Below are 25473 nucleotides of genomic sequence, written 5' to 3' on the forward strand. Positions count from 1 at the left end.
GGCCGGGGCCGTGATGGGCCGGGTCGTGATGGGTCGGGTCGTGATGGGCCGGCCGGGTGGGCCGGGTCGTGGTGGGCCGGCCGGGTGGGCCGGGTCGTGGTGGGCCGGCCGGGTGGGCCGGACCGGATCAGTCGGCGGCGAGCAGGTGGGCGGGGGCGATCCGGGACAGCCCCCGGATCGGCACCGTCAGAGCCGCCACCACCAGGGCGGTCGCGGCGAGCGTGGCCAGCAGCGCGGCGCCGGCGACCGTGAACAGGTGTCCGTGCAGCACGCCCCGGCCGAGTGCCAGCACCCCGGCCAGACCGGCCACCGCGCCGGACAGGCCGCCCAGCAGAGCCAGTCCGATCCCCTCGTAGAGGGTCAGCATGGCCAGCTCGCGGTTGGTCCAGCCGGTCGCCCGCAGCACCGCCAGGTCGGCGGCGCGCTCGCGCTGCGAGATGACCAGGACGTCGATGGCGCCGGCGGCGCCCAGCAGCAGGGACAGCGCGACGCTGAGGTAGTCGGCCCCGCGCGCCTGCGCCACCACGGCGCTGCCGAGCAGCGACCCGGCCACCTCGCCCCGGAAGGCCAGCGTCAGGGCGAGCAGCACGGTGAAGGCGGCCACGCCCAGCGCCAGCCCCGCCGCGCCCAGCAGCGTGCGGCCGCGCACCCGCAGCAGGTTGAGCACAGCAAGTCCGGCCACCGAACGCACCGGGCGGGCGCGGCGGGCGGCCGTCACCGGGGGCCGGACCGCTTCCATCGGACCCAGCCGGGTGGCGAGCCAGGCGGGGATCAGGCCCGCCGCCGTGGCCAGCAGGAGCGCCACCGGGAGCACGAGGAGCGACTTGGCGCCGGCCTCGGGCTGTCCCAGCATCCGGCCCAGCACGTACGCGAGCACCGCGCCCGCGGTCCCGGCGGCGAGGCCGATCACCGCCAGCTCGCCGAGGACCAGGCGGAGCACCTCGCCGCCGCTCCAGCCCAGACAGCGCAGCGTGCCGATCTCGGTACGGCGCGAGCGCACCGAGGCCAGCGCCGCCTGGCCGAGGAAGAGCGCGCACACGACGAGGACCAGTACGAAGAGCACCGCGCTCTTGGTGTCCACGGCCCGCAGGATGCGCAGGGCCACGCCCTTGGCGACCCAGCGCTCCGTCACCCGCGCCGAGCCGCCCAGCGCCACCGTCTGCGGGGCGGGTGAGCTGCCGACGGTGACGTCGACCTGGAGCCGGGGGTAGGCGGCCCGGATCGCCCCGGCCACGGCGTTCACCCGCGCCCGGGAGGCGGTGTCGACGCCGGTCACCCCGGCCACCCGGATCCTGATCGCGCTCACCGGCGCCTTGTCCTGGAGGCCCGGGACCCGGCGGCTCTTGGTGAGCGCGGTGATGGAGTCCATCGTCGTCAGCATGGTGGGCGGCGGGCTGACGTAGCCGCCCAGATTGCGGTCGGGTCGCAGCGGCCGGCCGTTCAGCTTCGCCCGGGTCGCGGGGTCCGCGCCGGTGACCTGCGGCGCCTGGTAGGTCTCCAGCGGGGTGTCGGAGAGTGCCGAGAAGCCGTGCAGCCTGCCGGTGTCGTAGCGGCCGACCAGGCGGACGAAGGGGTTGGGCAGGCGCCCGGAGTCGACGCCGTCACAGGAACCCAGACCGATGCATTCCGTGGCGCCGTGGCTGGTGACCTTCCGGTACTGGGTGCCCTGGTGGTTCTCCTCGGGGACGTTGGTGAACGGCTGCTGGTCCGAGGTGGTGACCCACAGGCTGCGCTTCTGGGGCGCCTGAGGCTGCGCGGCGAGGTCGCCGTCGGAGGTCCGGCGGTAGGTGACCGGGCCGACCGTCCAGTAGTTCCCGGTGTCGAACGAATCCTCGGTCAGCGCCTTCCGGTAGCCCTTGCTCAGGTCGACCCGGGTCCTGCCCACCGTGGTGCCGTGCAGGCCCCGTACGAAGCTGCCGGCCGTCGGGTTGCCCAGCTTCGAGGGCAGCTCGGCCGGGTCGCCGACGTCGAGCCGCTGGACGGTGGCGTCGAGCGTTCCGGTGGTCAGCGGGTCGTCGCTGAGCAGCGCCGGGATGTAGGAGTCGTGCTGCCCGTGGACGCTCTTGGCGGACGACACCGTCCACGGCTTGTCCCGCTCGGTGAGCATCCGGCCCGAGGTGACGGTGGAGCCCAGGCCCACCAGCTCGTCCTCGGCCGCCGGGTCGACGGCGGACAGCAGCACGGGGTAACTGACCGGAACGTCGATGGTGGCCTTGTCCCGGCCGGACTGGCAGTTCATCCGCGAACTCAGGTCCGGGTCGAACGGCGACTTTTCCCTGAGGTCCTCGGCGATGAAGTTCGGCCTCATCGGCAGTTTCAGGTTGAACTCGGTCTGCTCGGTCTTGTCCCAGTTGAAGTAGAAGCAGACGTCGTACTTGCCCTTCAGCTGATACCGCTGGGTGGTCTTGTCGACCGCGCCCTCCTCCAGGGTGTCGGACTGGAACAGGTCCTCCGGCTTCCCCGCCGATGTCAGGGGGGAGCGGGTGAGGTAGACGTACTCGTCGGAGGTGCGGTAGGCGCCCAGTCCGGAGGTGAGCGTCGGGCTGATGCGCAGGATCTGCCGGGACGCCTTGGAGTCCAGGAAGCGGGACACGTCCACGGTGACCGTGCTCGACACCATCAGGTAGCCGATGTTGGCGACCGGCGCGGCCACGTCGACCCCGGCCAGGCCGCGGATGCGCCGGTACTGGTCCATGGTGATGCCGCCGAACGTGCCGGACAGGAAGTTCGGCGCGACCAGGCCGCTCTGCCGCTCCACGGCCGTCTGCGAGTCGGGCGGGCGGACCAGGACGTCGTACGCGGACCGGGCGTTCTTCCGTACCGTGCCCACGGTGGTCGCCTGGCTCGTGCTCACCGTCGCGGTCAGCAGGGTGAAGCTGGTCGCCGCCACCAGGATCCCGGCGGCCAGGGCCGACGCGCGCCCGCGCCTGCGCCGGAGCTGATCGAGGATCATCCGTATCACGGGCGCAGGCCCCCCAGCCGGTGCAGCACGTCGCCGGCCGGCGTGACCCGCTGGTCCGAGGTGATCCTGCCGTCCTGCAGACGCACCACCCGGTCGCCGTTGGCGGCGACCTCCGCGTCGTGGGTGGCGACCAGCATCGTCATCCCGTACCGCTCGCGCAGCGACATCAGCAGGTCGATGATCTCCCGCCCGATGACGCTGTCCAGGTTGCCCGTGGGCTCGTCGGCCAGCAGCAGCCCCGGCCGGTTGACCAGCGCGCGGGCGACGGCGACGCGTTGCTGCTGGCCGCCCGACAACTGCGAGGGCAGGGCGTCGGCGCGGTGGTCCAGGCCGACCGCTTCGAGCAGTTCCATGCCGCGCGCCTGCCGGTCGAAGTCCACCCTGCGCGGCAGGACCGGGGCGAGCACGTTGTCCAGCACGGTCAGCGCGGGCAGCAGGTGGAAGCGCTGGAAGACGAAACCGATCCGCCGGCGGTGGCGGTCCAGGTCCCGGCGCAGCAGCTCCGTGCCGTCGATCTCGACGTGACCCTCGTCGGGCTGGTCCATGCCGCCCGTCACGTGCAGCACGGTGGACTTGCCGGCACCGGACGCCCCGGTCAGCATCACCACCTCGCCGGCCGCGACCTCCAGGTCGATCCCGTCCAGCGCGGTCAGGCCGGGATACCGGCGGCTCACCCCGCGCAACGCCACGCTCACAGCCATTGATGCAGCCTCGCCCTCGTACATCGCGGCACATACGTCGCCGCACCTGCATTGCGGCAATGCAGGGGTATGTTGTCACAATGTAGAAGGGACGTATATGCCGCTCCACCACGCCGTGCTCGCGCTGCTGACCCGGCGACCGAACCACGGATACGAACTCAAGGCCCGGTTCGAGGAGGCCATCGGCCCGCAGTGGGGTGGCCTGAACATCGGGCACCTCTACCAGATCCTCGAACGGCTGGTCCGCGACGGCTATGTCTCACGCTCGCAGGTCACCCAGACCGACCGGCCCGACAAGAACCTCTACACGCTCACCGAGGCGGGCGAGGCCGAACTGCGCTCCTGGGCGACCACCGCCTGGGTGCGGGTCGGCGGCTTCCGCGACGAACTCTTCCTGAAGCTCCTCGGCGCCTCCGCCCTGGGTCCGCAGGCCCTGACCACGCTGATCGAGTCGCAGCGGCAGACGTACCTCTCCGAGCTCGCGGGCCTGGCCCGGCAGCGCCGGGCCCACGCCGACGAGCCGCTGGTCGCCGTCCTGATCGACGCCGCCATCGCCCATACCAAGGCCGACCTCGGACTGCTGGACAGCGCCGCACAGCACCTGGGCCCGCTCGCCGCGACACACGACGCGCAGGCGCAGGCGCAGACGCAGGGGCAGGGCGACACCGGCGGGACGGGTGGGTCCCGCGCGGAGTCGGCCTGAGTGCAGCGCCCCGTAAAGGGCGCTGGGGGTACCCCCGGCCGAAGGCTGGGGGAGGAACTGCGCGACCAGCCACGACGGCGCCGCACCCGGCACACCATGGGAATTCCGGCGCAAGACCGGCCGGTTCAGGCCAGCTGCGGCGGCAGCGCGGCCGTGTGGGTCACGATCAGGCCGGACACGGCCCGGGTCAGCGCCACGTACAGGCGCCGCAGGCCGGTGCGTTCGTCCGGTTCGCCGTCGACGACGGCCCGGGGTTCGTCGAGGACCACGTAGTCGTACTCGAGGCCCTTGGCCAGGGAGGTCGGGACCAGGGTGAGGCGGGTGTCGGCCGTGGTCTCCTCGCCGGGGGCCAGGAAGCCGATGCCGGCCGCGGTGAGTTCCTCGGCGAGCGCCGGGACGCGGGCGTCCGCCGCGATCAGGCCCGTCGAGCCCTCGTTGCGCAGCAACTCCTCGCAGGCCGCGACCACTTCGGCGGTCTCCGTGACGGGACGGAGGGCGAAGAAACCGGGGTTCTCACGGACCGAGGCGACCGGGGCGAGGCCGGGCGCGATGTGCGGGAGGAGGCGGGAGGCGTAGGTGATGACGTCGGTCGGGACGCGGAAACCGGCCGTCAGTTCCTCGATCACGCCGTCCGACTTGCCGAGGTGGGACAGGGCCTCGTCCCAACTCCTGGTCGCCCAGGGCGTGGTGCCCTGCGCCAGGTCGCCGAGGACGGTCGCCGAGCCGGTGGTGCAGCGGCGGCCGACCGCGCGGTACTGCATGGGGGACAGGTCCTGCGCCTCGTCCAGGACCACATGGCCGAGGGAGTGGGTGCGCTGGACGAGGTCCGTCGTCTCGTCGATCAGCACGGCGTCCGCCGCCGACCACCTGGCCGCCTTCACCGACCGCACCGGCTTCGCCCAGACGATCGTCTTCTGCTCCTCCTCGTCGAGGATCCCGGCGGCGTGCTCCGCGAGGAAGTCCGCGTCCGTGAGCAGCCGCAGCACGAGCTTCGCCGGGTCGACCGGCGGCCAGACCTGCTTCACGGCCGCCTTCACCGCCGCGTTGCGCGCCACCGAGTCCTGCACCCGGTCGTCGGGGGCCTCTCCCGACCGTTCCATCTGGACCAGCACGGCGTGCGCGATGCGCTGCGGCAGGGCCTCCCGCGCGGCACCGTACCGGATGCCCCGGTCCAGCAACTCGCGGACGATGTCCTGCAGTTCGTACGCCGGGACCCGCCAGCGCCGGGAGCCGCGGACCACCACGACCTGCTCGGTGGGCAGGGTGACATGCGCGTGGACGGCCCGGTGCAGCACCTCCGCCATCCGCGCGTCGCCCTTGATGACCGCGGCGGGCGCGTCGTCGGTGCCGCGGATGTCCACGCCGCGCGACACCAGGTCGTCCACCGTCGCCTGCTGCACGGTCAGCTCGCCCAGGGCCGGGAGCACCTGCTCGATGTAGTGCAGGAAGGAGCGGTTCGGGCCGATGACGAGGGTGCCGGTGCGGGCCAGTCGCTCCCGGTGGGCGTACAGGAGGTAGGCCACCCGGTGCAGGCCGACGGCCGTCTTCCCGGTCCCCGGGCCGCCCTGGACGCAGACGGTGCCGCCCAGCCCGCTGCGCACGATCTCGTCCTGCTCGGGCTGGATGGTCGCGACGATGTCACGCATCGGGCCGACACGCGGCCGCTCGATCTCCTGCTGGAGCAGCTTGCTGGTGCGGGCCGCTTCCGCCGGGTCGGACAGGTGCTCGTCCTCGTACGCCGTGATGTCGCCGCGGGTGTACCCGAAGCGGCGGCGCAGCGCGATGTCCATCGGGTCCTTCTTGGACGCCCGGTAGAACGGCTGCGAGACCGGCGCCCGCCAGTCGATGACCATCGGATCGCCGTCGTGGTCGTGGACGTGCCGGCGCCCGATGTAGAAACGCTCGCCGTACGCGCCCTCGGCCTGGTCGGCGCCGGGGGCGTGCAGGTAGTCGAGGCGGCCGAAGAAGAGGGGCGTGTCGCTCAGGTCGGCCAGCGCCTTGATGCGCTCCTCGATCTGGCGGGCCAGCACCTCGGCGTTGACCCAGTTCGCGGTGACGTCGCTGATGTCCAGCGACTCGACGTCCTCGCGCATGGCGCGCAGGGCGGCCCGGGAGGAGGCCAGGTGGGTGCGCTCGCGGGAGAGGGGGTCGGCGGGTGCGGGTGCGTCGGACACGCCGGGTACGTCCGTCGGCTGGTCGTGGGCGGGCGTGGACAAGGGGGTGCCTCCGAAGGCCTGCGGGCGGACGGCGCTCTGGTGTGGATGGCGCACGGGTGGCGATCAGCCGACCGGTTTCCGTCCGGCCGGCGGCACTCCGGGGACGGAGGCGGGCAAGAGCGGAGATTGTAGTGAGGCGGGGGTGGGGGAGGCCAATGGATTTTCCCCCGGCCGGCCGCCGGGTCCGGCGCGCGCCGTGTCCCGCCGGAGTGCCCGGAAGTCCATGGGGAGTCCACGGGGAGTCCCCTAGGGGGAGCGTCACCCTGGAGGCCGGTCGGAGGTAGGGGCGGGGGTCCATCCGAGGGTGGACGGGTGGATACCGGAAATTGGACCCGTGGACCGATGCCGTCGGTATGCCCGAAGTCCCACTATTGAGGCATGAGCGCAGCAACCATCACACCAGCCCCCAGCCGTCCCCCCGGCGCCACCGCCGTGGACGGAGTCCCCCACCACCGTCTGGGCGACGCCCTGCGTGCCGTCAAGGTCTTCGTGGGCGCGGCGGTCAGCGTCGTCCTCCTCGGCGAGTACGGCGAGGAAGCGGGCATACGCCACAAGTAACGGCATAGGGTCACCTCCGTGCCGAAGCGGACGGTGACGTCATCCCCAGCCCACCTCTTACCCCCCATCCCTCTCCTGCTGTCCCTCTCCCTCCTGGCGGTCTCTCTCTTCTCCTTCGCCGCCCTCTGCCTCCTGCTGCACGCCCCGATGGCCGACCTGCTGGTCTACCGGGCCGAGGGCGAGGCCGTGGTCCACGGTGGTGATCTGTACGGCTTCACGGTTACCGAGTGGCGGCTGCCGGCGACGTATCCGCCCTTCGCGGCGGTCCTGTTCGTCCCGACGACCTGGATCCCCGTCCCGGCCCTGAAGGTGGCGTTCCTCGCGGGCAACGCGCTCCTGCTCGCCCGGCTCGTCGCCCTCTCCGCCCGCCTGGCCGGGCGCCCGCTGCGCCTTCCGGCGCTGTGCGCGGCCACCGCCCTCGCCCTCTGGCTGGAGCCCGTCTTCCAGACGCTCCTCTTCGGCCAGATCAACCTCGCGGTCGCCTGCCTGGTCCTCTGGGACCTCACCCGCCCGCCCGGCGCCCGCGCCAGGGGTCTGGCCCTGGGGATCGCGGCGGGCGTCAAACTCACCCCGGCGATCTTCATCGCCTATCTGTTCCTCACCGCACGCAGAAAGGAGGCAGGCGTCGCGACGGCGTCCTTCCTGGGCACGGCCCTGCTCGGTGCCCTTCTCCTCCCCTCGGCCACCGCGGACTTCTGGACCCGGCGCCTGTTCGAGACCGGCCGGGTCGGCAAGGCGTGGATCGTCGACAACCAGTCGCTCCAGGGGCTGATCGCCAGGGCGTCGGGCGCGGAGACACCGGGACCGGCCTGGGTGCTCCCGGCGGCCGGGCTGGCCGTGGCGGGCCTGTGGCTGGCGACCCGCGCCCGCCCTGTGGACGGGGACCGCTGGGGCATCCCGCTCACCGCGTTCACGGCCCTGCTGGTCTGCCCGATCAGCTGGTCCCACCACTGGGTGTGGTGCGTGCCCCTGCTCGCGGTACTCCTGGCGGCCGGCCGCCCGTACCTCGCCGTCACCACCGCGGCCCTCTTCACCGCCCGCACCATGTGGCTGCTGCCCCACGCGGGCGACCGGGACCTCCACTTCCCGTGGTGGCAGCAGCCGCTCGCGTCGCCGTACCCGCTGCTCGGGCTGGCGCTGCTGGCGGGGGCGGCCCTCGCCCTACGCCGGCACGGCCGCGCCCTGCGCGACGGCGGTGCTCAGCCGTCCGCCAGGATCTCGTCGGCGTCCATGATCCGGTAGGCGTAGCCCTGCTCCGCCAGGAAGCGCTGGCGGTGGGCGGCGAAGTCCTGGTCGATCGTGTCGCGGGCGACGACGGAGTAGAAGTGGGCCTGGTGGCCGTCGGCCTTCGGGCGCAGGACGCGGCCCAGCCGCTGGGCCTCCTCCTGGCGGGAGCCGAAGGTGCCGGAGACCTGGATGGCGACCGTCGCCTCCGGCAGGTCGATGGAGAAGTTGGCGACCTTCGACACGACCAGCACGCTGATCTCGCCCTCACGGAAGGCGTCGAAGAGCTTCTCGCGCTGCGCGTTGGAGGTCTCGCCCTTGATGACGGGGGCGTTGAGATGCTCGCCCAGCTCGTCGAGCTGGTCGATGTACTGGCCGATGACCAGGATCTGCTGGCCCGCGAAGCGCTTCACGAGGGCCTCCGTGACCTTCCGCTTGGTCGCGGTGGTCGCACAGAAGCGGTACTTCTCCTCGGTCTCGGCGGTGGCGTACGCCAGCCGCTCGGAGTCCGTGAGGTTCACCCGCACCTCGACACAGTCGGCGGGCGCGATGTAGCCCTGCGCCTCGATCTCCTTCCAGGGAGCGTCGAAGCGCTTGGGCCCGATGAGGGAGAACACGTCCGATTCCCGGCCGTCCTCGCGCACGAGGGTGGCCGTCAGCCCCAGCCGCCGGCGCGCCTGCAGATCGGCGGTGAACTTGAAGACAGGAGCCGGCAGCAGATGCACCTCGTCGTAGACGATCAGACCCCAGTCCCGGGAGTCGAAGAGTTCGAGATGCGGGTAGACGCCCTTCCGCCGGGTGGTGAGCACCTGGTAGGTGGCGATGGTGACGGGCCGGATCTCCTTCCGGGTCCCGCTGTACTCGCCGATCTCGTCCTCGGTGAGGCTGGTCCGCTTCACCAGCTCGTGCTTCCACTGCCGCGCGGAGACGGTGTTGGTGACGAGGATCAGGGTGGTCGACTTGGCCTGCGCCATGGACCCGGCCCCGACCAGGGTCTTCCCGGCCCCGCAGGGCAGGACCACGACACCGCTCCCGCCGTGCCAGAAGTTCTCCACGGCCTGCTTCTGGTACGGCCGCAGCGCCCAGCCGTCCTCGGCGAGCTCGATCGGGTGCGCCTCGCCGTCCACGTATCCGGCGAGGTCCTCGGCGGGCCAGCCCAGCTTCAGCAGGGTCTGCTTGATCTGCCCGCGCTCGGAGGGGTGCACGGCGACGGTGTCGGGGTCGATCCGGGCGCCGACCAGCGGGGCGACCCGCTTGGAGCGCAGGATCTCCTCCAGCACCGGACGGTCGGTGGTGGTCAGTACCAGCCCGTGTGCCGGGTGCTTGCTGAGCGTCAGCCGGCCGTAGCGGTCCATCGTCTCGGCGATGTCCACCAGCAGCGCGTGCGGCACCGGATAGCGGCTGTACTCCACCAGCGCGTCCACGACCTGCTCGGCGTCGTGTCCGGCCGCCCGCGCGTTCCACAGGCCCAGCGGGGTCACCCGGTAGGTGTGGATGTGCTCCGGCGCCCGCTCCAGCTCGGCGAAGGGCGCGATCGCCCGACGGCACTCGTCGGCCCGCTCGTGGTCGACTTCCAGGAGCAGCGTCTTGTCGGACTGGACGATCAGAGGACCATTCACGCGCGGCACCCTTTCCCTTCGGCCCGTGCGGCCATCGCCGTGGCGGCCATCGTCACGGGCCAAAGTTCCAGTGTGCCTCATGTGCGAGCGATCACCGGCGGCGCTCGACGGAACGTGCACCGCCGGTGACCGGCTTCGACAGGCTCCTGATCGTCCGGTGCAACCCTGAGCCCGTTTCGGGTGTCATGTCCGGGGGAGGCCGCGCAGTGCGCGTGGTCCGGTGAGGAGGGGTGCGGTGACGTCCGTACGCATCTGGGTGACCGGCGCGGGGGCGGTGGCGGTGCTGGTGGCGGCCGGGGCCTGGGCGCGCGGGTCGAGTGCCGTGGACGCCGGTCTCTGGGCCGAGGTCCGTCCCGCGATCGAGGCCCGGCTCGTGACCCAGGCCGCCGGAACCGGGTACGGGGAGACCGTGCCCTCGCTCAGGTCGCGCTGGTTCTGCCGGGCGGAGGCCCTGGACCTGCTGGAGAGCGGGGGGCAGGTGCACGCCGGCGTCGACACCCTGTGCCTGGAGTACGGGGTGCGGGGCGGTGCCCTGGTGGAGTGCAGCGGCGCGCAGATTGCCCAGGTGGTGCGGTTGCGGCGGGACACGGCGGACGGCGGCTTCCGTGTCGTCTCCGAGGCGGAGGCACCGGACGGCGCGGGCTACGCCGCATGGAACGAGGACCACTTCAGCCCCTACGCCGAGTCCCGTATCGACCGGCCGATGGAGTCCGCCGGCCTGCGGACCGCGGCCCGCGCCCACTTCGGCCTGCCGGCGAACGCACCGGTGCGCGACTGCTAGACGCGAGGGGCGAGGCCGCAGGAGGCAGGAGACGGCCGGAGGGGGACCGGCCGTGGTCGGCCGGTCCCCCGGGAGTGCGGCGGGAGGTGCGGTGGATCACCCCGGCGGTTCGACGGTGAAGGTGCCCGGAGTGGGGCTCTTCTCGGTCATCGCCTCGCCGGGGGCGGCCAGCCGGGCCCGGACGTGCAGGGTGGATCCGGGGGCCACGTCCGCCAGGAGCGCGCTGGGCACGGTGAGCGGCAGACGCTGCCCGACCTCGCCCGACAGCAGGTCGGCGTAGCCGGCCACCGGCTCCGCGGCGAGCACGTCCACCTCCGCGCGGTCCCAGCCCGCGAGCCGCGGATGGGGTGCGGTGCCGACCAGCCGTGCGGTCAGGTCAGTGCGGTTCTCGACGACCTGCGCCATGGCCGGCGGTCACCGGTGGTGCGGGCCCTCGTGCCGGTGCCCGCCGTGGCCGCCGTGCCCGCCGTGTCCGTTGCCGGCCTTGAGGAGCGGGTCCGGGCCGCCCGTCGCGCCCCTGAGCTCGGGCCGCAGGGCGGCCTGCTCCAGGTAGGCCTCGGCGCCGGCCCAGGGCACCACGGCCTGTTCCAGGGCGGCCAGCCGGTCCTGGAGGTCGTGGATCGTCTGGACCAGTCCGGGCACGTCCTCGGTGTCCCGGCGGGCCATGGCGGGGGCGGGCGCGCGTACGGCACCGGCCGTCGAGACCGACACCATGGCGGTCATCGTGGCGGAGGGCGCCGAGATGTCCGTGAGGGAGATCCCGGTCGGCGCGCCGGCGTACGAGTGCGAGGCGGGCTTGCTCGCCGCGGTGAACGAGCTGTTGCCCGTGCTCCCGGGGTAGGTGTCGCCGCCGTCGCCGCGGTTGACGGCCGACTCCAGGTCGCGCTGGTCGTCCGCCTGGACCAGGCCCACCATGTAGTGGTCCTCGTCCGTGTTGTCCGGCCGGGCCTCGTCGATGTGCCAGATCAGCATGCCGGGGGCGGGCAGCGAACGGTCGTACCCGGTCTGCTGGCGGTTCTCGACCAGGAAGTACTCCTTGCCGGGCAGGCCGTCGGTCCACATCCGGAACGCCTCGAAGCCGTTCTTGACGTCGGGGACGGAGAGCATCCCGTCGCTGGTGACGTTGACCGCCCTGGCCCAGCCCTGCTGGACCTTGCACCACGCGGAGGGATGCGTCGGGACGTCACCGCCGCCGCCCCACGAACCGGCGCCCATCAGGCACCAGTTGCCGACGCCCTCGGACGACCCGTCGACGTCGTACAGGTCCGGGAAGCCGAACAGCAGATGGCCCAACTCGTGGGCGCAGACGCCGATCCTGGCGTCCTCGGGGATGGTGAGGTAGCCGTAGATCCGGGCGCCGTCGGCGTTGTACGCGCTCGGCAGGACCCACTTGTGGGACCAGAGGTCGCCGCGGTGGCCGGTGGCCTCGCCGCCCTGGCCGGAGTGCACGACGATGAAGGCGTCCACGAAGCCGTTGCCGTCGTTGTCGTACGGCGCGTAGTTGACGAGCGGGTCGGCGCCGACGGCGGCGTCCCGGGCCAGGATCTGCGCGCGGGCCTCGCCCGACGGCTTGCCGATGCCGTAGTTGTTGTTGGCGTACCAGGACAGCTTCTGCGGCATCCGGACCGGGCCGATGACCTCGCCGACGATGTCGACCAGGCCGTGCGTCACCTCTCGGTAGTAGTCGCGGACGCTGCCGTTGGGGAGTTCGCCGACGGAGAAGAACAGCTTCTCGAAGTGCTCGTTGCTCTCGGTCATCGGCTTGTCCGCGAAGTCCGCGAGGACGACGACGACCCGTATCGCGCCGGTCAGCGGGGCGCGGTGGGCGGCCGCGGTGCGGATCGCCTCGTGCGGGGTGCCCGGGGGGAATTCGCCGGCCGGGATGATGGTGCCGTCGCCGTAGCCGAACTTCCGGGGGTTGCCGCCGGGCCGGAGCAGGCTCGCCACGTCCGATTCGCCGCGCAGCCGCTCCAGTTCCTGGAGCATCCTGCCGCGCAGTTCCGGGCTGGGTGCGATGGCGCAGAAATCCGACCAGACGGCGACCGTGGAACCCCGTGAAGTGGAAAGGTCAACCATTCCAAGTCCTCCCAAAAGGGGACGTATTGGCTGTTTCTAGGCCAGTGACGCACGCGTGTGCGAGCCCTGCAACATGATCAACTGGTTGCCCCGGGCGCCGAGCGCTCCGCCGGAAGTGCCGCGATGTGCCGCCTCAGGGCCGGTCAGTCCTCCGCGAGTTCCGCCACTCCTGTCACCCGGTGCAGGGGGTAGGTGCGTACCTCGTCGGCGGTGTGGTCGTAGGCCGTGACGAAGCCGCCCTCGACGCGGATGGGGGCGATGACGCGCTGGCTGGCGGTGCCCTCGGCGTTGACGTAGCCGATCCAGAGGGTGTCGCCGGTGAGGACGGCGGCCTGCATGGTGGCGAGGGTCTCGGCGGCGGTGGTGCGGGGGAGTTCGCCGCCCCGGGCGGCGGCGCCGGCCGGCTTGCGCGGGGCGGTGGCGGCCAGGTCGCCGGCGCGGATCGCGCGGATCGCCGCCGCCAGGAGAGTGGTGTCCGGGGCCGGCGGACCGTCCGGGACCGGATCGGGGGCGGTGCGCGGCGGGGTGCGGTGGGCGTGCGCGCGGGTGATCAGGACATCACCCTCGGCGGACTCGGCGGCGGGCGCGTAGCCCATCGCGCGCAGGCCCTCCAGCAGGGTGGCCGGGTCGGCCTGGGTGGCCAGCACCGTCGGGGCGAGGCGGCGCAGGCGCAGGGCGGCGGCACGCTTGTCGGCCATGATCTCGTTGAGGACCGTGTCGTCGTCGCAGCGGACGTACGCCGAGGCCGCGCCCACCCGGAGATGGCCGTGCCTGCGGGCCACGTCGTCGATCAGGTAGGCGAGCGGCTGCGGGACCGGCGTGCGGGAGTGAGTGGTGAGGAAGGCGTGCAGGTCGGTGGCGGTACGGCCGGCGTCCAGGGCGCGGCGGACCGAGGCGGGCGTGAAGCGGTAGACCGTCGCGCCGCCCTTCGACTCGACGTCGGCCAGGACGCCCAGCGCGTCGGCGAGCGGGCGGCGCAGCGGGCCCGGGGCGACCGCCGTCAGGTCCGCCTGGAGCAGCACGTGGTCCAGGGGCTCGGGGAGGAGCGGGGCGAGCAGCCGGCCTGCGGCCGCGGCGGCGACGGCCTGCTCGGGCGGGGAGAGGGGTTCGAGGACGGCGGCGGGATGGTCGGGATGGTGGTGATGCACGGGCAGCTTGTCCCCGGGGCCGAGACCGGGATCGAGGGCGGGACCGGGACCGGGACCCGAGGGCTCCTGCCCCTGGGCCTTCTCCTGCTCCTTCTCTTGTGCCCTCTCCTGTGCCTTCTCCTGTGCCTTCTTCGCCGGGGGTGCGCCGAGCAGGGTGCGGCCGTGGGCCGACAGTGCCCCGCGGCCCGTCACGCCCAGCAGTTCGGCCTCGGTCAGGGTCCAGCGGGCCAGGCGGCTGCGCAGGTCGTCCTCGCTCCCCCACGCTCGGCTTCGCTCGCGCGGGGGGACCCCCACCTGCGGGCCGCGCAGCGGGCGTTCCCAGCGCAGCCGGGCCAGCACCGACTCGGCGGCCGGGGCGGTGCCCTCCGGGAGGGCGGCGAGGAGGGTCAGCACCCGGTGTCGTACCTCTGGCGCGGCCGAGCGGTCCAGGCCCGGGCCGAGCGCCGAGAGGGCGCGGTCCTTGGCGTCCCGGCCGCCGACCAGGCCACAGGTGCGGGTCGCGGTGAGCCAGGCCGACGCCAGCTGGGCCCAGCGTTCGCCCGGCGGGCGGTCGAGCCACTCGTCGTAGGCGGGGGTGGCCGCGAAGCGTTCGTCGGCCTCGCCGTCGGAGGCGAGCAGCCCGGCCGCGTAGGCCAGCTCCACCCAGAAGGCGGCGATCGGCTCGGGCACGTCCAGGGCGACGGCGGTCCGCTTCAGGTCCCGGACGCTGAGCCCGCCGGCCCGGAGCACGGCCGGGCCGCCCTCGTCCCAGTCCTTCAGCAGCTCCTCGACGGTCGCCAGCGCGGTGTACGCCTGCCCGGCCGCCGTCGCGTCCACAACCTGTGGACGGTGGGTCGCCGTCGGCTCCACGGCGGGCGGCACCGGCTCCGGCTCGCGGTGGGCGCGGCCCCCGCGCAGATGCAGGGCGACCTCGCGGGGCAGCACGACCGTGCCGGGCGCGGTGGGCACCAGCAGGCCGCGGTCCAGGAGCCAGCGCAGATGGGCCGCCGGTTCCGGGGTGACCTGGCCGTACGGCGGCCCCCAGACCAGCCGGCCCAGGACCTCGCGGGACTCGGCGGGCGCGGCGCCGAGCAGTCTGGCCATCTTCTTCCGGTGCCCGAACAGCTTGGTGAGCGCGTCCACGGCGGACACCGGGTCATGCGTCGAGGGCAGCCCGGCGTCGGCGACGATCTCCTGGATCCGGCCCGGCGACATGCCCGAGGTCGCCTCCCGCACGGTCGGGCCGAGACCGGTCGGCGACGGGTACTGCGGGGACGGCGCGAGCACCTCCCGCGCGGTCCGCACCAGCCGCAGCCGGTCGTCGTCCCCCCACACCAGCGCCTGGTTCCGGAGCGCGCCCAGCGCGCGCGGCAGGGCCGCGGCGACCGCCGGGTCCCCGTCGTCGCCGGCCATCAGCCCCAGCAGTTCCCGGTACGACGCCGGGTCGCCGGCCACCGCGAGCGCCTCCGCCGTCTGCAGGGCGAACCGGTCCAGGCGCTCCAGGGCGCGCAGCACCGAGGCCCGGGTGCCGGCCCGGGTGGCCAGCTGGGTGAGGTCGGTGGGGACGGGGGTGATGAGGTCGGGGCGGGCGCGCAGCAGTACGGCCAGGGAAGCGTCGTCCCTGGCGCGAAGCGCCTCCGCGAGGGAACGCGGCGGGGTGGCCGGGTTGCTCATCCGACCCACGGTAGCGGGTGCGGGGCGGGGACCGGGATCGAAGGTCCCCCGGCCGGTTCTGTGGAGAGGGCGGCGACCCGGCGAACGGGACGTTTCGTAGATGGCCACTGCATGAACTTCGTCGGGAGGAACGCGGCAACTGTGGCAACGCTCGGCGACCACTCGTCACCCTGGGCTCCCTGACAACCCGTGCCAGGTCAACTGCGCCACGAGCCAAGGGGATTCAGGGGGATGCGGCCGTGAGACCGTTCGGTTCCGAGCTCGACTTCAACAATGTCGTCGCGATGCTCAGCGTCGCGATCCCCGTGCTGGCGTTCGTGTGGGAGTTCGTGGTCATCCGCCGCAAGAGGCTCGGCTACCGCCTCCAGATGGACACGCTCGCCACGGACGTCGCCCACGCGCCGGGTGCCGACGTGCTGGCCGCCACCCATGACGACGGCACGCCGCTGACGGAGCCGTCGTTCGTCCTGATCCGGATCGAGAACGCCGGCTGGCGGCCGATCGAGCCCGAGAACTACCTGGCTCCCCGCAACAGCCAGACCGGTATCCGGGTCGTGTTCAAGGACCGCCGGGTGGTCGGCATGGCGGTGACCGAACTCAACCCGTCCTCGCTGCTCACCTTCTTCACCGCCCCCGACAACGACGCCGAGAGCAACGGCTTCGGGATCAGCGAGGAGAACGGTGCCAGCGTCCTCCGGCTGCCCAAGGTCACGCTGAACCGCGGTGCCCACTACAAGGTGCTGGCGGTGCTCGAACGTCAGTCCGGGATCCCGCACGCCCGCTTCCTGGAGCCGGAGTTCCATGCCGACCTGATCGGGGACAGCAACCGGTCCTTCGCCTGGGTCCGCTGGTTCACCCGGCTCAAGCCCGCTCACACCGAGAGCCACACCTTCGCCTCCCGGCCGGCGAAGCTCTTCATGAGCCTGCTCGCGGTGGCCGTCCTCCTCCAGGCGAGCCTCACCCTCTTCTGGCCCGCCAAGCCCGCCCCGCTGGACTGCGTCGGCGGCACCCTGCACCTGTCGGGCTCCACGGCCTTCGCCCCCGCGGTGACGAAGGCCGCGCGGAAGTACACCGAGCTGTGCTCGGCCAAGGGGGCGAGCATCCCCGTCGACGACGGCACCTTCCGGGGCAGCGGGGTGGGCCTGACCACCCTGGAGAAGGCGGGCGACGACGCCCGGATCTCCGGCAACGACGGCCTCGGCGACCACATCACCTTCACCGACGGCCCGGCCGGCGACGGCCATGCCCAGGACCTGCCGCGGCCGGTGGTCTACTCCCTGTTCACCCTCGTCGTGAACAAGGACGCGCACGTCGCCAACCTCACCCTGGGGCAGATCCGCGACATCTACGCCCGGAAGATCACCGACTGGTCGGTGGTGGGCGGCGCCAAGCTCCCCATCCACCTGATCAACCGCTACTCCGACTCCGGCACCCGGGGCGCCCTGGAGCAGCGCGTCCTCGCGGGCAGGCCGGTGCCCGCGTCCGGCAGCGGCGACTGCGCGTCCCTTGGCCCCACCCGGGCCGGCGTCTGCGAGGTCGACAGCACCGACACCATGCTGGACACCGTGGCCCGCCAGAGCGGCGCCCTCGGCTACAGCGAGGCGTCCGGGGTCACCTCCGCCGACCTCGTCAAACTGGACATCGACGGCATGCCGCCCAGCCTCGAAGGCGTCGAGCACGGCACGTACCCGTACTGGCAGACCGAGTACGCCTACACGTTCGGCGAACCGCCCGCCGGGTCCATCGCCGCGGCCTTCCTGCGCTACCTCACCGACCAGGGCGGCAAGGACATCCTGCGCGAGTACGGCAACCGGCCCTGCTCGGAGACGCGATACCCGCTGGTGTGCCGGCCGACGTGAGCCGTGCGCTGCGCTACCGTCGTCACGACGGGGTATCCAACGCCAACGCAACGCACCCGCCCCGGAGGGGACTTCGTGGGTATCGAGAGCGATCAGGTCGTCTACGAGTATCTGAGCCGGGTCGGGGACATCGCGCACCAGCGCCAGTTGTCCTCCGGCGACCGGATGCGCCTTGTCTCCGGGCTGCGCAACGAGATCGACCGGCACCGGGCGAAGACGACCGTCGACAGTCCCGCCGCGGTACGGCGCATCCTGGACCGGCTGGGCACGCCCGACGAGGTCGTGGAGGCCGCCGGGGGCACGGCGGAGACCGCCGCCGCGCCGCCTGCGGCCGCGGTCCCCGTCCAGCGGGACGCGGCACCCGACGGGCGGGCCGAGTCGGCCGATCCGGCGGAGGATCTGCGCCGCGTCGTACCGCGCCCCCGGCCCGCCGGGACGTACGACGGCTCCGGGCAGCCCGACTGGTGGCGGGTGGACAGCAGTCCGTTCGGGGACGGGGACGGGGTGCCGGGGTTCGTGGGGGGCGTCGAGATCCCCGAGATGCTCAGGAAGCCGCGCCCGCGCAAGGAGGAGCCGGAGGCGGGCGCCGACGGGGCGCCGGAGGAAACGGCCGCGAAGGCGGCGGAGGCCGAGGCCGGCACCGAGGGGCAGCGCCGTCGGCTCCGCGTCCTGCCCCGCCCCGCCGTGGGCTGGAGCAACCCGCTGCTGCTGCTCGCCGCCGCCGCGCTGGTCGTGGGCGCGGTGCTCGGCAACTGGTTCGCGCTGCTCCTCGGCTGGCTGATCGCCTACGGGTCGCGGCGGCTGACCCCGGCGGAGACCAAGCTGGCGGTGATGTGGGTACCGGGGCTGTCCGTGACGGCCGGACTGGTCTGGCTCTGGGGCCGCAGCGCCGGGCGCTGGGGCGCCCCGATCGCCGAGGGCCACATGAGCGGCGCGGTGGCGGAGACCTGGCCGTGGGTGGTGCGGGGGGCGGCGGTGGCCTCGGCCCTGTTCCTGGTGTGGCGGTCACAGAGGACGCGGTAGGGGGAGCGGCGGTCCGCTGTCCGGCGGCTGCGGGCCGGTGGGGGCTGGCCGCGCAGTTCCCCGCGCCCCTTACGGGGCGCTTCGCGCACCCTGACGGAGTGGCGCGGGGGCGGCCGTCCGGCGGCCGGTCGCGCTCACGCGGCGGAGCCGCATGTCGACGGGGCCCCGCGCCCCTTCGGGGCGCTGTCAGTGAGCGCTTGCTGCAAGCGCCCCCCACCCCGGTTGTCGCCCCGCGGGGACCGGCACAATGGGCCATATGAGTCCTCGTGCCTTCGCCGTCGGTTTTGATCTCGATATGACGCTCATCGACTCCCGGCCGGGTATCCATGCCACATACCGGGCGCTCGCCGAGCGGACCGGGACGTTTATCGATGCGGATCTGGCGGTGACGCGGCTGGGGCCGCCGCTCGCCGATGAGTTGGTGCACTGGTTCCCGGCGGAGCGGATCGCGGAGGTGAGTGATCTGTATCGGGCCATGTATCCGGAGATCGCGATCACGGCGACGCCCGCGATGGCGGGGGCGCGGGAGGCGATCGCCGCCGTGCGGGAGGCGGGCGGGAAGACCGTGGTCGTCACGGCGAAGTACGAGCCCAACGCGAAGCTGCACCTCAGCCACCTCGGCATCGTCCCGGACGCGGTGGTCGGGAACCTGTGGGCCGAGCAGAAGGCCGAGGCGCTGCGCGAGCACGGCGCGGGGGTGTACGTCGGCGACCACGTCGGAGACGTGCGCGGGGCGCGCAAGGCGGGGGCCCTGTCGGTGGCCGTGGCCACCGGGCCGTGTGCCGCGGAGGAGCTGCGCGCCGCCGGTGCCGACGTGGTGCTCGGTGACCTCACCGAGCTGCCCGCCTGGCTCACCCGCTACCGCGAGGACACCTCCCGCGCCTGACGGCGCCCCGCCGCCACGGACTGGAGCACTCCGGCGCCCGCGATCAGGAAGCCGACGCCCATGAGCATGCTCAGCAGGTACATGTAGGTCGGAAAAGGCTTCGCACCGAGGAACAGCGGTATCACGGTGACGAGTGTGGCCACCGTACCGATGAAGAAGACCACGGCACCGGCGCGGATCAGTCGGTCACCGGGCCCGGCGGAATTCGCTTGGGTTTTGTCACGCACTCGACCAGGGTAGTTCCCTGCCCGAAGGAACAACCGGGCGACGTCTTGTCACGCGCCCGAAGACCATTAGCCTTGGTACCGGCGGGTCATGGTCGACCCGCCCGAGTGCTATCAAGGGCCGTTCCAGAGCTGTTGCATTCAGAAGTTTACCGAGCAGTTTCCGACGAGATACGAGGACGAGGACAGACGTGCCTACCGGCAAGGTCAAGTGGTTCAACAGTGAGAAGGGCTTCGGCTTTCTCTCCCGCGACGACGGCGGTGACGTCTTCGTCCATTCCTCGGTTCTCCCCGACGGGGTCGACGCACTCAAGCCGGGCCAGCGCGTGGAGTTCGGCGTCGTCGCCGGTCAACGCGGTGACCAGGCCCTGTCGGTGGTCCTTCTCGACCCCACTCCGTCGGTCGCCGCCGCCCAGCGCAAGAAGCCGGACGAGCTGGCCTCCATCGTGCAGGACCTGACGACCCTGCTCGAAAACATCACGCCGATGCTGGAGCGCGGCCGTTACCCGGACAAGGCGGCCGGCGCGAAGATCGCCGGGCTGCTGCGGGCGGTCGCGGACCAGCTGGACGTGTAGCCGCACAGGAGCCGCGTAAGAGACATACGCGTCTCGTAAGCGGGTAAGTCCCGTAACTCCTTTTACGGGAAATCGAGTGCGTGCGGGCCGAGGGGCGGGACGAGTCCCTCGGCCGCCGCGCGCGTGAGCAGTCCGCGGACCGCCGCGTATCCGTCCTCGCCGAGTTCCGAGGTGAACTCGTTGACGTAGAGCCCGATGTGCTGGTCGGCGACGGCCGGGTCCATCTCCTGGGCGTGCGCCATGACGTAGGGCCGGGACACCTCGGGATCGTCCCAGGCCGCGTGGACGGAGGTGCGGATCGCGTCGGCGAGCCGGGTCAGCGTCCCGGCGCCCAGCGAGCGCTTCGCGATGATCGCGCCCAGCGGGATCGGCAGGCCCGTCGTGCTCTCCCAGTGCTCGCCCATGTCGGCGAGCTTGTGCAGGCCGTAGTTCTGGTACGTGAAGCGCGCCTCGTGGATGACCAGCCCCGCGTCGACCTTCCCGTCCCGCACGGCGGGCATGATCTCGTGGAAGGGCATGACCACGATCTCGCCGACGCCGCCGTCCGTCAGCGTGTCCGCCGCCCAGAGGCGGAAGAGCAGGTACGCGGTCGACTTCTCGCTCGGTACGGCGACGGTACGGCCGGTGAGGTCGGCCCCCGCCTCCCGCGTCAGCACCAGCGGCCCGCAGCCCCGGCCCAGCGCGCCCCCGCAGGGCAGCAGGGCGTACGCGTCGAGGACGTAGGGCAGCACGGCGTACGACACCTTCAGCACGTCGGACTCGCCGCGCTCGGCCATGCCGTTGGTGATGTCGATGTCCGCGAAGGTCACGTCGAGCGCGGGCGCGCCCGGGACCCGGCCGTGGGCGAGGGCGTCGAAGACGAAGGTGTCGTTGGGGCAGGGCGAGTACGCGATGCGCAACGGGTCACTGGTCATGTGGGTTCCAACTCTCCAGGACGGGCGCGAGCTTCCCGAAGGCCTCGGTGAGGGCGGTCAGCGCGTCGCCGATGCGCCAGGCGGCGCGGTCGCGGGGGCCGACGGGGTTGGAGACCGCGCGGATCTCCACGGCGGGCACGCCGTGCGCGGCGGCCGCCTCGGCGACCCCGAAGCCCTCCATGGCCTCGGCGAGGGCGTGCGGGTGCCGGGCGCGCAGTTCGGCCGCGCGGGCGGCGGTGCCGGTCACCGTGGAGACGGTGAGTACCCCTCCGGGGTGAGCGCCGACGGCTTCGGCGATCGCTCGTACGAGCGAATTCGGTGGACGGTGGCTGACGGTCCCGAAGCCGAGCTCGGTCACCGGCACGAAACCGTCGGCCGTCTCGGCGCCCAGATCGGCCGCGGTGATCTCGTCGGCGACGACCAGCGAGCCCACGGGCGCCCGCGGCGCGAAACCGCCGGCGATCCCGGCGGAGACGACCAGTGTGTAGGGGCGGCCGTCGAGGGCGGCGGCCGTGAGCGCGGTCGCGGTGCCGGCCGCGGCGCGGGCCGGGCCGACCCCGGCGGCGAGGAGGTCGTGGCCCCCGGGGGTGCGCAGCAGGGTCGCCGCCGGCAGGGGCACCTCCGCCGCGCTGCCGAACGCCCGTGCCACCGCGTCCCGTTCGGCCGGGACCGCAGTGGCTACGAGGACGCGTACGGCGGACGTGGTCAGGCGTCCTTCTTGAGCTTGAAGGACCACAGGCCCAGCACCGACTTGTCGCCCTCCTTGATGGAGACGAGCGTCGAGTTGCCGGAGGCGCCGTACTGGGCGTTGAAGAACACGCTGCCCGGGATGGTGCGGTAGGTCTTGGTGCTGGAGTCGGTGAGCGCCTGACCGTTCATCAGGATCGTCCAGCCGTTGTCCGCGATCTTCGGGTCGACGCCGAACCGGACAGTGTCGTCCGGGTCCACCTTGATGGACTTGATCCCGGTGTCCTTGAGGCACTTGGTGAGGGAGGCCGTGTCCAGGGCCTTGCCGTCGTTGTAGCAGGTGGCCTCGGAGTTGACCGAGTTCGTACCGACGGTGATCGTGGCGATCGGGGAGGGCTTGTCACAGGCCGACAGGACGAGCAGTCCGGCGGAAACGGCGCCGGCGGCGGCGACGACGCGGCGGCGTCGCGAGCGGGAGTGCAGCGTGGTCATGGCCGAAGGCTATCGGGAGGTCCCGGCCGTCTCCCCATGTGGGGTACGGCGTGCCCGGTTCGTTACGCCACTCGCGGTCGGGGGTGGGTGCCGTGCCGGGCCGAGTTCAGCAGGCCGCGCAGGGTGGTCAGCCAGCCGACCGCCACGATCACGGCGGCCACCACCAGGCCCAGGGTGCCGTTCAACGGCATGACGATGCCCACCGCGCCGCCGAACACCCAGGCCACCTGGAGCAGCGTCTCCGAGCGCGCGAACGCGGAGGTGCGCACCAACTCCGGCACGTCCCGCTGGATCAGCGCGTCCAGGGACAGCTTGGCCAGCGCCTGCCCGAAACCGGCCACCGCGGCCAGCACGGCCACCAAAAGGGCGCCGAAGAACAGGGCCGCGACCACCGCCGTGCCCAGCACCAGGGCCACCGCCGCCACGATGATGATCTCCGGGGCCCGGGAGCGCAGCCAGGCCCCCACCGCCGTACCCAGCGCGTTGCCCACGCCCGCCGCGACCCCCACGATCCCCAGCGACACCGCCGCGCTCTCGCCGGTCAGCGGGTGCTCGCGGAGCAGGAACGCCAGGAAGAAGATCAGGAACCCGGAGAGGCAGCGCAGGGCCGCGTTGGCGCCGAGGGCGTGCGTGACGGCGGGCCCCACGGTCCGCAGCCCCGGCCGCCTGGCGTCCTTCGCCTCTCTCTGGTCGTCCCGGTCCTTCCGCAGCGGGCCGTGCAGATGCTTCTCGTCGGCGGCGAGCAGTGCCACGTCCTCGCCCTTGGCCGAGTCGACCTTCGGGGGGAGGGTGAAGGAGAGAAAGGTTCCCGCGACGAAGATCACGAAGGCGCCGTAGAGCGGCCACGGGTCCCCGATGGCGTGGAGTCCGGCCCCCACCGGGGCGGCCACGCCGGTGGCGAGCAGCCCGGCGAGGGTGACCCGGGAATTGGCCTTCACCAGCGAGAACCGGGGCGGCAGCAGCCGGGGCACGACCGCACTGCGCACCACCCCGTACGCCTTCGACGCGACCAGCACCCCGAGGGCGGCCGGATACAGCTCCAGACTCCCGCTGGCCACCGCCCCCGAGATGACCAGCGCGAGCAGCGCCCGGGCGAGCATCGAACCGGCCATCGCGGCCCGGCGGCCGTGCGGGAGGCGGTCGAGGAGGGGGCCGATGACGGGCGCGAGCACGGTGAAGGGCGCCATGGTGATGGCGAGGTAGAGCGCGACCCGGCCGCGGGCCTCGTCGGTGGGCACGGAGAAGAAGACGGTGGAGGCGAGCGCGATGGTGATCATGACGTCACCGGCGCCGTTCACCGCGTGCAGCTCGATCAGTTTCCCGAGCCCGGACTCACCGGCGCCGTGCGCGTGTGTCGCCTTCCTGATGCCCCGGGCGGTACCCGTCACCGGGAAGTGCAGGGCACGCCCGACCGAGCGGACGGCACCGCGCACCCGGCCCGCACCGCTACCGACCCCGACGGCGCGTTGGGGGGACCTCGCGGTTGCCACGTCGTTCATAGTGCCCTGAGAGTGCAGTCCCTAGTGCACTTTGTGGCCAAGCGAGTCCGAAGCGCCCCGTAGGGGCGCGGGTCCGTATCGATGTACGGCTCCGCCGCGTGGGCGCGAGCAACCCCCACCCACCCGCAGCCCGCGACGACCCACTTCCGCCCCACCCCGTACCGTCTTCGGCACAGGGCGCCGCCCAGGCACCGCGCCGGACTGTCCCCCACCACCGGCGACGGGGTAGCGTGCGTATCTCAGCCATAACGCACAATGGATGGCAGAGGTGCGCCCGAGTGCGATCGGACGCGGACGTCGATGCGGCCCACAGGTCCGCTCCGTCCGCCCCACCGCCGGAGGCAGCCGCACTCGTGAGACGGCGTAGGAGAGAAGCGATACCTGTGAGCGCAGCGACAACGCGAAGCCGCACCCCCGACCGTCTGTGCGCCGAGGCGGTCGACCTCGCCCGTGCCGCCGCCGAGGAGGCAGCCGCGCCCGGCGTGGTCGGGGAGCACACCGGAGCGGTCGCGGAAGGCGATCGCGTCGTCACGCACTTCTTCGAGTGCAAGGAACTCGGCTACCGGGGCTGGCGCTGGGGGGTGACCGTGGCCCGCGCCTCCCGCGCCAAGGTCGTCACCCTGGACGAGGTGGTCCTCCTCCCCGGCCCCGACGCCCTCCTCGCCCCCGAGTGGGTGCCGTGGAGCGAGCGGCTGCGCCCCGGCGACATGGGCCCGGGCGACCTGCTCCCCACCGAGGCCGAGGACCTCCGGCTGGAGCCGGGCTACTCCGGCGAGGACGAGCCGGAGCCGAACTCCCCGGTCTCGGCGGAGATGGAGGAGCTGGCGGAGGCGGAGGACGCCGAGGTCACCGCGGGCACGCCCGCGCATCTGCCGACCGTCCCGTCCCGGGGCACGATCGCCTCGGTCGCCGAGGAACTCGGCATGCGCCGGGCCCGGGTCCTGTCCCGCTACGGCCTGCACACCGCGGCCGACCGCTGGGAGGAGTCCTTCGGCGCCAAGACCCCGATGGCCCAGGCGGCCCCCGCGACCTGCGTCAGCTGCGGCTTCCTGAGCCCCATCGGCGGCTCCCTCGGCCAGGCCTTCGGCGTCTGCGCCAACGAGTTCTCACCTGCCGACGGCCGGGTCGTCTCGCTCTCCTACGGCTGCGGCGGCCACTCGGAGGCCGCGGTCATGCCGAAGCCCCCGCAGCCGGCCCCGCCGGTCGTCGACGAGACCAGGATCGACCCCTTCCCCCTCCGCCCGGCCTCCGACTCCGGCTCGGTCCCGCCGGTCCCGGACGAGGAGACGGCGGAGCTGGGGCACTCCTAGCGGGCCGCCGGGAGATCGCTTCGGCAGCCGCGGCAGAGTCCTGGCGGAGCGGAAGCCGTGGTCGCAGCCGTCGCAGTCGTGGAGTCTGGCCGGGGTCGGCCGGGGCGAGGGCGGCGCGCGGAACGGCGGTGACGGCGGGAGCCGGTCCGTCAGCCGGTGGGCGAGCGCGGCGGCGGGCCTGTGGAGCGGCTCGTACGGCAGGCCGGCGGTCAGGGCGTGAGCCACGGCGGCCGTGCTGACGTCGCGTTCCAGCCAGGCGGTGACTCCGGGGGCTGGGTGGTTGCCTCGCGGCCGCTGAGCCGGGTGGGCGGGGGGACGCTCGGCGCGCGGTACCTTCGTGCTCACGTCGACGAGGAGAGACAA

At 72.9% G+C, this 25473-nt stretch carries 21 protein-coding genes; 9 read left to right on the plus strand and 12 right to left on the minus strand.

The window, feature by feature from the left end; translation table 11 throughout:
- Positions 1-127 precede the first annotated feature (127 nt).
- Positions 128-2953, minus strand: a complete 2826-nt coding sequence (locus ACIPSJ_RS28745) for an FtsX-like permease family protein (RefSeq protein ID WP_401350418.1) — start codon at positions 2951-2953, stop codon at positions 128-130.
- Between the two features lie 5 nt (positions 2954-2958).
- On the minus strand, positions 2959-3663 hold the full coding sequence (locus ACIPSJ_RS28750) for an ABC transporter ATP-binding protein (protein WP_401350420.1): 705 nt from the start codon (positions 3661-3663) through the stop codon (positions 2959-2961).
- 97 nt (positions 3664-3760) lie between these two features.
- Between ACIPSJ_RS28750 and ACIPSJ_RS28755 the strand changes: the two genes are divergently transcribed.
- Entirely contained in the window at positions 3761-4366 is a 606-nt protein-coding gene (locus tag ACIPSJ_RS28755) for a helix-turn-helix transcriptional regulator (RefSeq protein ID WP_401350423.1), read from the plus strand.
- Positions 4367-4491: 125 nt separating this feature from the next.
- Here the strand turns inward: ACIPSJ_RS28755 and ACIPSJ_RS28760 are convergent, their stop codons facing one another.
- Positions 4492-6582: a HelD family protein gene (locus ACIPSJ_RS28760; protein WP_401350425.1), complete on the minus strand. Its 2091-nt coding sequence runs from the start codon at positions 6580-6582 to the stop codon at positions 4492-4494.
- Between the two features lie 378 nt (positions 6583-6960).
- Here ACIPSJ_RS28760 and ACIPSJ_RS28765 point away from each other — a divergent pair, with 378 nt between their 5' ends.
- Together ACIPSJ_RS28765 and ACIPSJ_RS28770 are read left to right on the plus strand one after the other, a co-directional pair.
- On the plus strand, positions 6961-7140 hold the full coding sequence (locus tag ACIPSJ_RS28765) for a hypothetical protein (RefSeq protein ID WP_355709013.1): 180 nt from the start codon (positions 6961-6963) through the stop codon (positions 7138-7140).
- An 18-nt stretch (positions 7141-7158) separates the two neighbouring features.
- The gene (locus tag ACIPSJ_RS28770; protein WP_401350427.1) at positions 7159-8382 is read left to right on the plus strand and encodes a glycosyltransferase 87 family protein; all 1224 of its coding nucleotides are present in this window, start codon (positions 7159-7161) and stop codon (positions 8380-8382) included.
- Here the strand turns inward: ACIPSJ_RS28770 and ACIPSJ_RS28775 are convergent.
- Positions 8340-9983 carry a DNA repair helicase XPB gene (locus ACIPSJ_RS28775; protein WP_359207401.1) on the minus strand — a complete coding sequence of 548 codons (1644 nt, stop codon included), beginning with the start codon at positions 9981-9983 and terminating at the stop codon, positions 8340-8342. The two genes, ACIPSJ_RS28770 and ACIPSJ_RS28775, sit on opposite strands and share 43 nt — an antisense overlap.
- 235 nt (positions 9984-10218) lie before the next feature.
- Between ACIPSJ_RS28775 and ACIPSJ_RS28780 the strand changes: the two genes are divergently transcribed.
- Entirely contained in the window at positions 10219-10764 is a 546-nt protein-coding gene (locus tag ACIPSJ_RS28780; protein WP_359207398.1) for a hypothetical protein, read from the plus strand.
- Positions 10765-10860: 96 nt separating this feature from the next.
- Here the strand turns inward: ACIPSJ_RS28780 and ACIPSJ_RS28785 are convergent, their stop codons facing one another.
- From ACIPSJ_RS28785 to ACIPSJ_RS28795, 3 genes are all read right to left on the minus strand, one after another.
- The gene (locus ACIPSJ_RS28785) at positions 10861-11169 is read right to left on the minus strand and encodes a hypothetical protein (RefSeq protein WP_401350429.1); all 309 of its coding nucleotides are present in this window, start codon (positions 11167-11169) and stop codon (positions 10861-10863) included.
- Positions 11170-11178: 9 nt separating this feature from the next.
- On the minus strand, positions 11179-12840 hold the full coding sequence (locus tag ACIPSJ_RS28790) for a M6 family metalloprotease domain-containing protein (protein ID WP_401350431.1): 1662 nt from the start codon (positions 12838-12840) through the stop codon (positions 11179-11181).
- Positions 12841-12983: 143 nt separating this feature from the next.
- Entirely contained in the window at positions 12984-15641 is a 2658-nt protein-coding gene (locus ACIPSJ_RS28795; protein WP_401350433.1) for a helicase-associated domain-containing protein, read from the minus strand.
- A 239-nt stretch (positions 15642-15880) separates the two neighbouring features.
- Between ACIPSJ_RS28795 and ACIPSJ_RS28800 the strand changes: the two genes are divergently transcribed.
- The 3 genes from ACIPSJ_RS28800 to ACIPSJ_RS28810 all read left to right on the plus strand — a co-directional run bounded on the left by ACIPSJ_RS28800 (position 15881) and on the right by ACIPSJ_RS28810 (position 19409).
- A complete protein-coding gene (locus ACIPSJ_RS28800; RefSeq protein ID WP_401350435.1) occupies positions 15881-17500 on the plus strand; it encodes a substrate-binding domain-containing protein in 1620 nt (539 codons plus the stop codon).
- Positions 17501-17575: 75 nt separating this feature from the next.
- Positions 17576-18523, plus strand: coding sequence for a hypothetical protein (locus ACIPSJ_RS28805; RefSeq protein WP_359207384.1), 948 nt, complete (start codon positions 17576-17578; stop codon positions 18521-18523).
- Positions 18524-18779: 256 nt separating this feature from the next.
- Positions 18780-19409: an HAD family hydrolase gene (locus ACIPSJ_RS28810; RefSeq protein ID WP_359207381.1), complete on the plus strand. Its 630-nt coding sequence runs from the start codon at positions 18780-18782 to the stop codon at positions 19407-19409.
- On the opposite strand, the gene ACIPSJ_RS28815 is transcribed toward ACIPSJ_RS28810, so the two are convergent.
- On the minus strand, positions 19382-19636 hold the full coding sequence (locus ACIPSJ_RS28815) for a hypothetical protein (protein WP_359207378.1): 255 nt from the start codon (positions 19634-19636) through the stop codon (positions 19382-19384). The genes ACIPSJ_RS28810 and ACIPSJ_RS28815 overlap by 28 nt on opposite strands.
- Positions 19637-19824: 188 nt before the next feature.
- Here ACIPSJ_RS28815 and ACIPSJ_RS28820 point away from each other — a divergent pair, with 188 nt between their 5' ends.
- Positions 19825-20208: a cold-shock protein gene (locus ACIPSJ_RS28820; protein ID WP_093501504.1), complete on the plus strand. Its 384-nt coding sequence runs from the start codon at positions 19825-19827 to the stop codon at positions 20206-20208.
- Positions 20209-20270: 62 nt separating this feature from the next.
- Here ACIPSJ_RS28820 and ACIPSJ_RS28825 read toward each other — a convergent pair whose 3' ends face one another.
- The 4 genes from ACIPSJ_RS28825 to ACIPSJ_RS28840 form a co-directional block, all read right to left on the minus strand.
- Positions 20271-21122 (minus strand): 1,4-dihydroxy-6-naphthoate synthase, encoded by an 852-nt coding sequence (locus tag ACIPSJ_RS28825; RefSeq protein WP_359207374.1) that lies wholly within the window; start codon positions 21120-21122, stop codon positions 20271-20273.
- On the minus strand, positions 21112-21858 hold the full coding sequence (locus ACIPSJ_RS28830) for a futalosine hydrolase (protein ID WP_359207372.1): 747 nt from the start codon (positions 21856-21858) through the stop codon (positions 21112-21114). Before ACIPSJ_RS28830 ends, ACIPSJ_RS28825 begins: the two co-directional genes overlap by 11 nt.
- Complete coding sequence (locus ACIPSJ_RS28835; RefSeq protein WP_355708990.1) at positions 21828-22301, minus strand: DUF2771 domain-containing protein; 474 nt, start codon at positions 22299-22301, stop codon at positions 21828-21830. Before ACIPSJ_RS28835 ends, ACIPSJ_RS28830 begins: the two co-directional genes overlap by 31 nt.
- A 62-nt stretch (positions 22302-22363) precedes the next feature.
- Positions 22364-23791, minus strand: coding sequence for an MFS transporter (locus ACIPSJ_RS28840; RefSeq protein WP_401350439.1), 1428 nt, complete (start codon positions 23789-23791; stop codon positions 22364-22366).
- A 392-nt stretch (positions 23792-24183) separates the two neighbouring features.
- Here ACIPSJ_RS28840 and ACIPSJ_RS28845 point away from each other — a divergent pair, with 392 nt between their 5' ends.
- Positions 24184-25110: a DUF3027 domain-containing protein gene (locus tag ACIPSJ_RS28845; protein WP_359207366.1), complete on the plus strand. Its 927-nt coding sequence runs from the start codon at positions 24184-24186 to the stop codon at positions 25108-25110.
- The last annotated feature ends 363 nt before the right edge of the window (positions 25111-25473 follow it).

This window comes from Streptomyces sp. NPDC090088 (genome assembly GCF_044747345.1).
GTDB lineage: Bacteria > Actinomycetota > Actinomycetes > Streptomycetales > Streptomycetaceae > Streptomyces.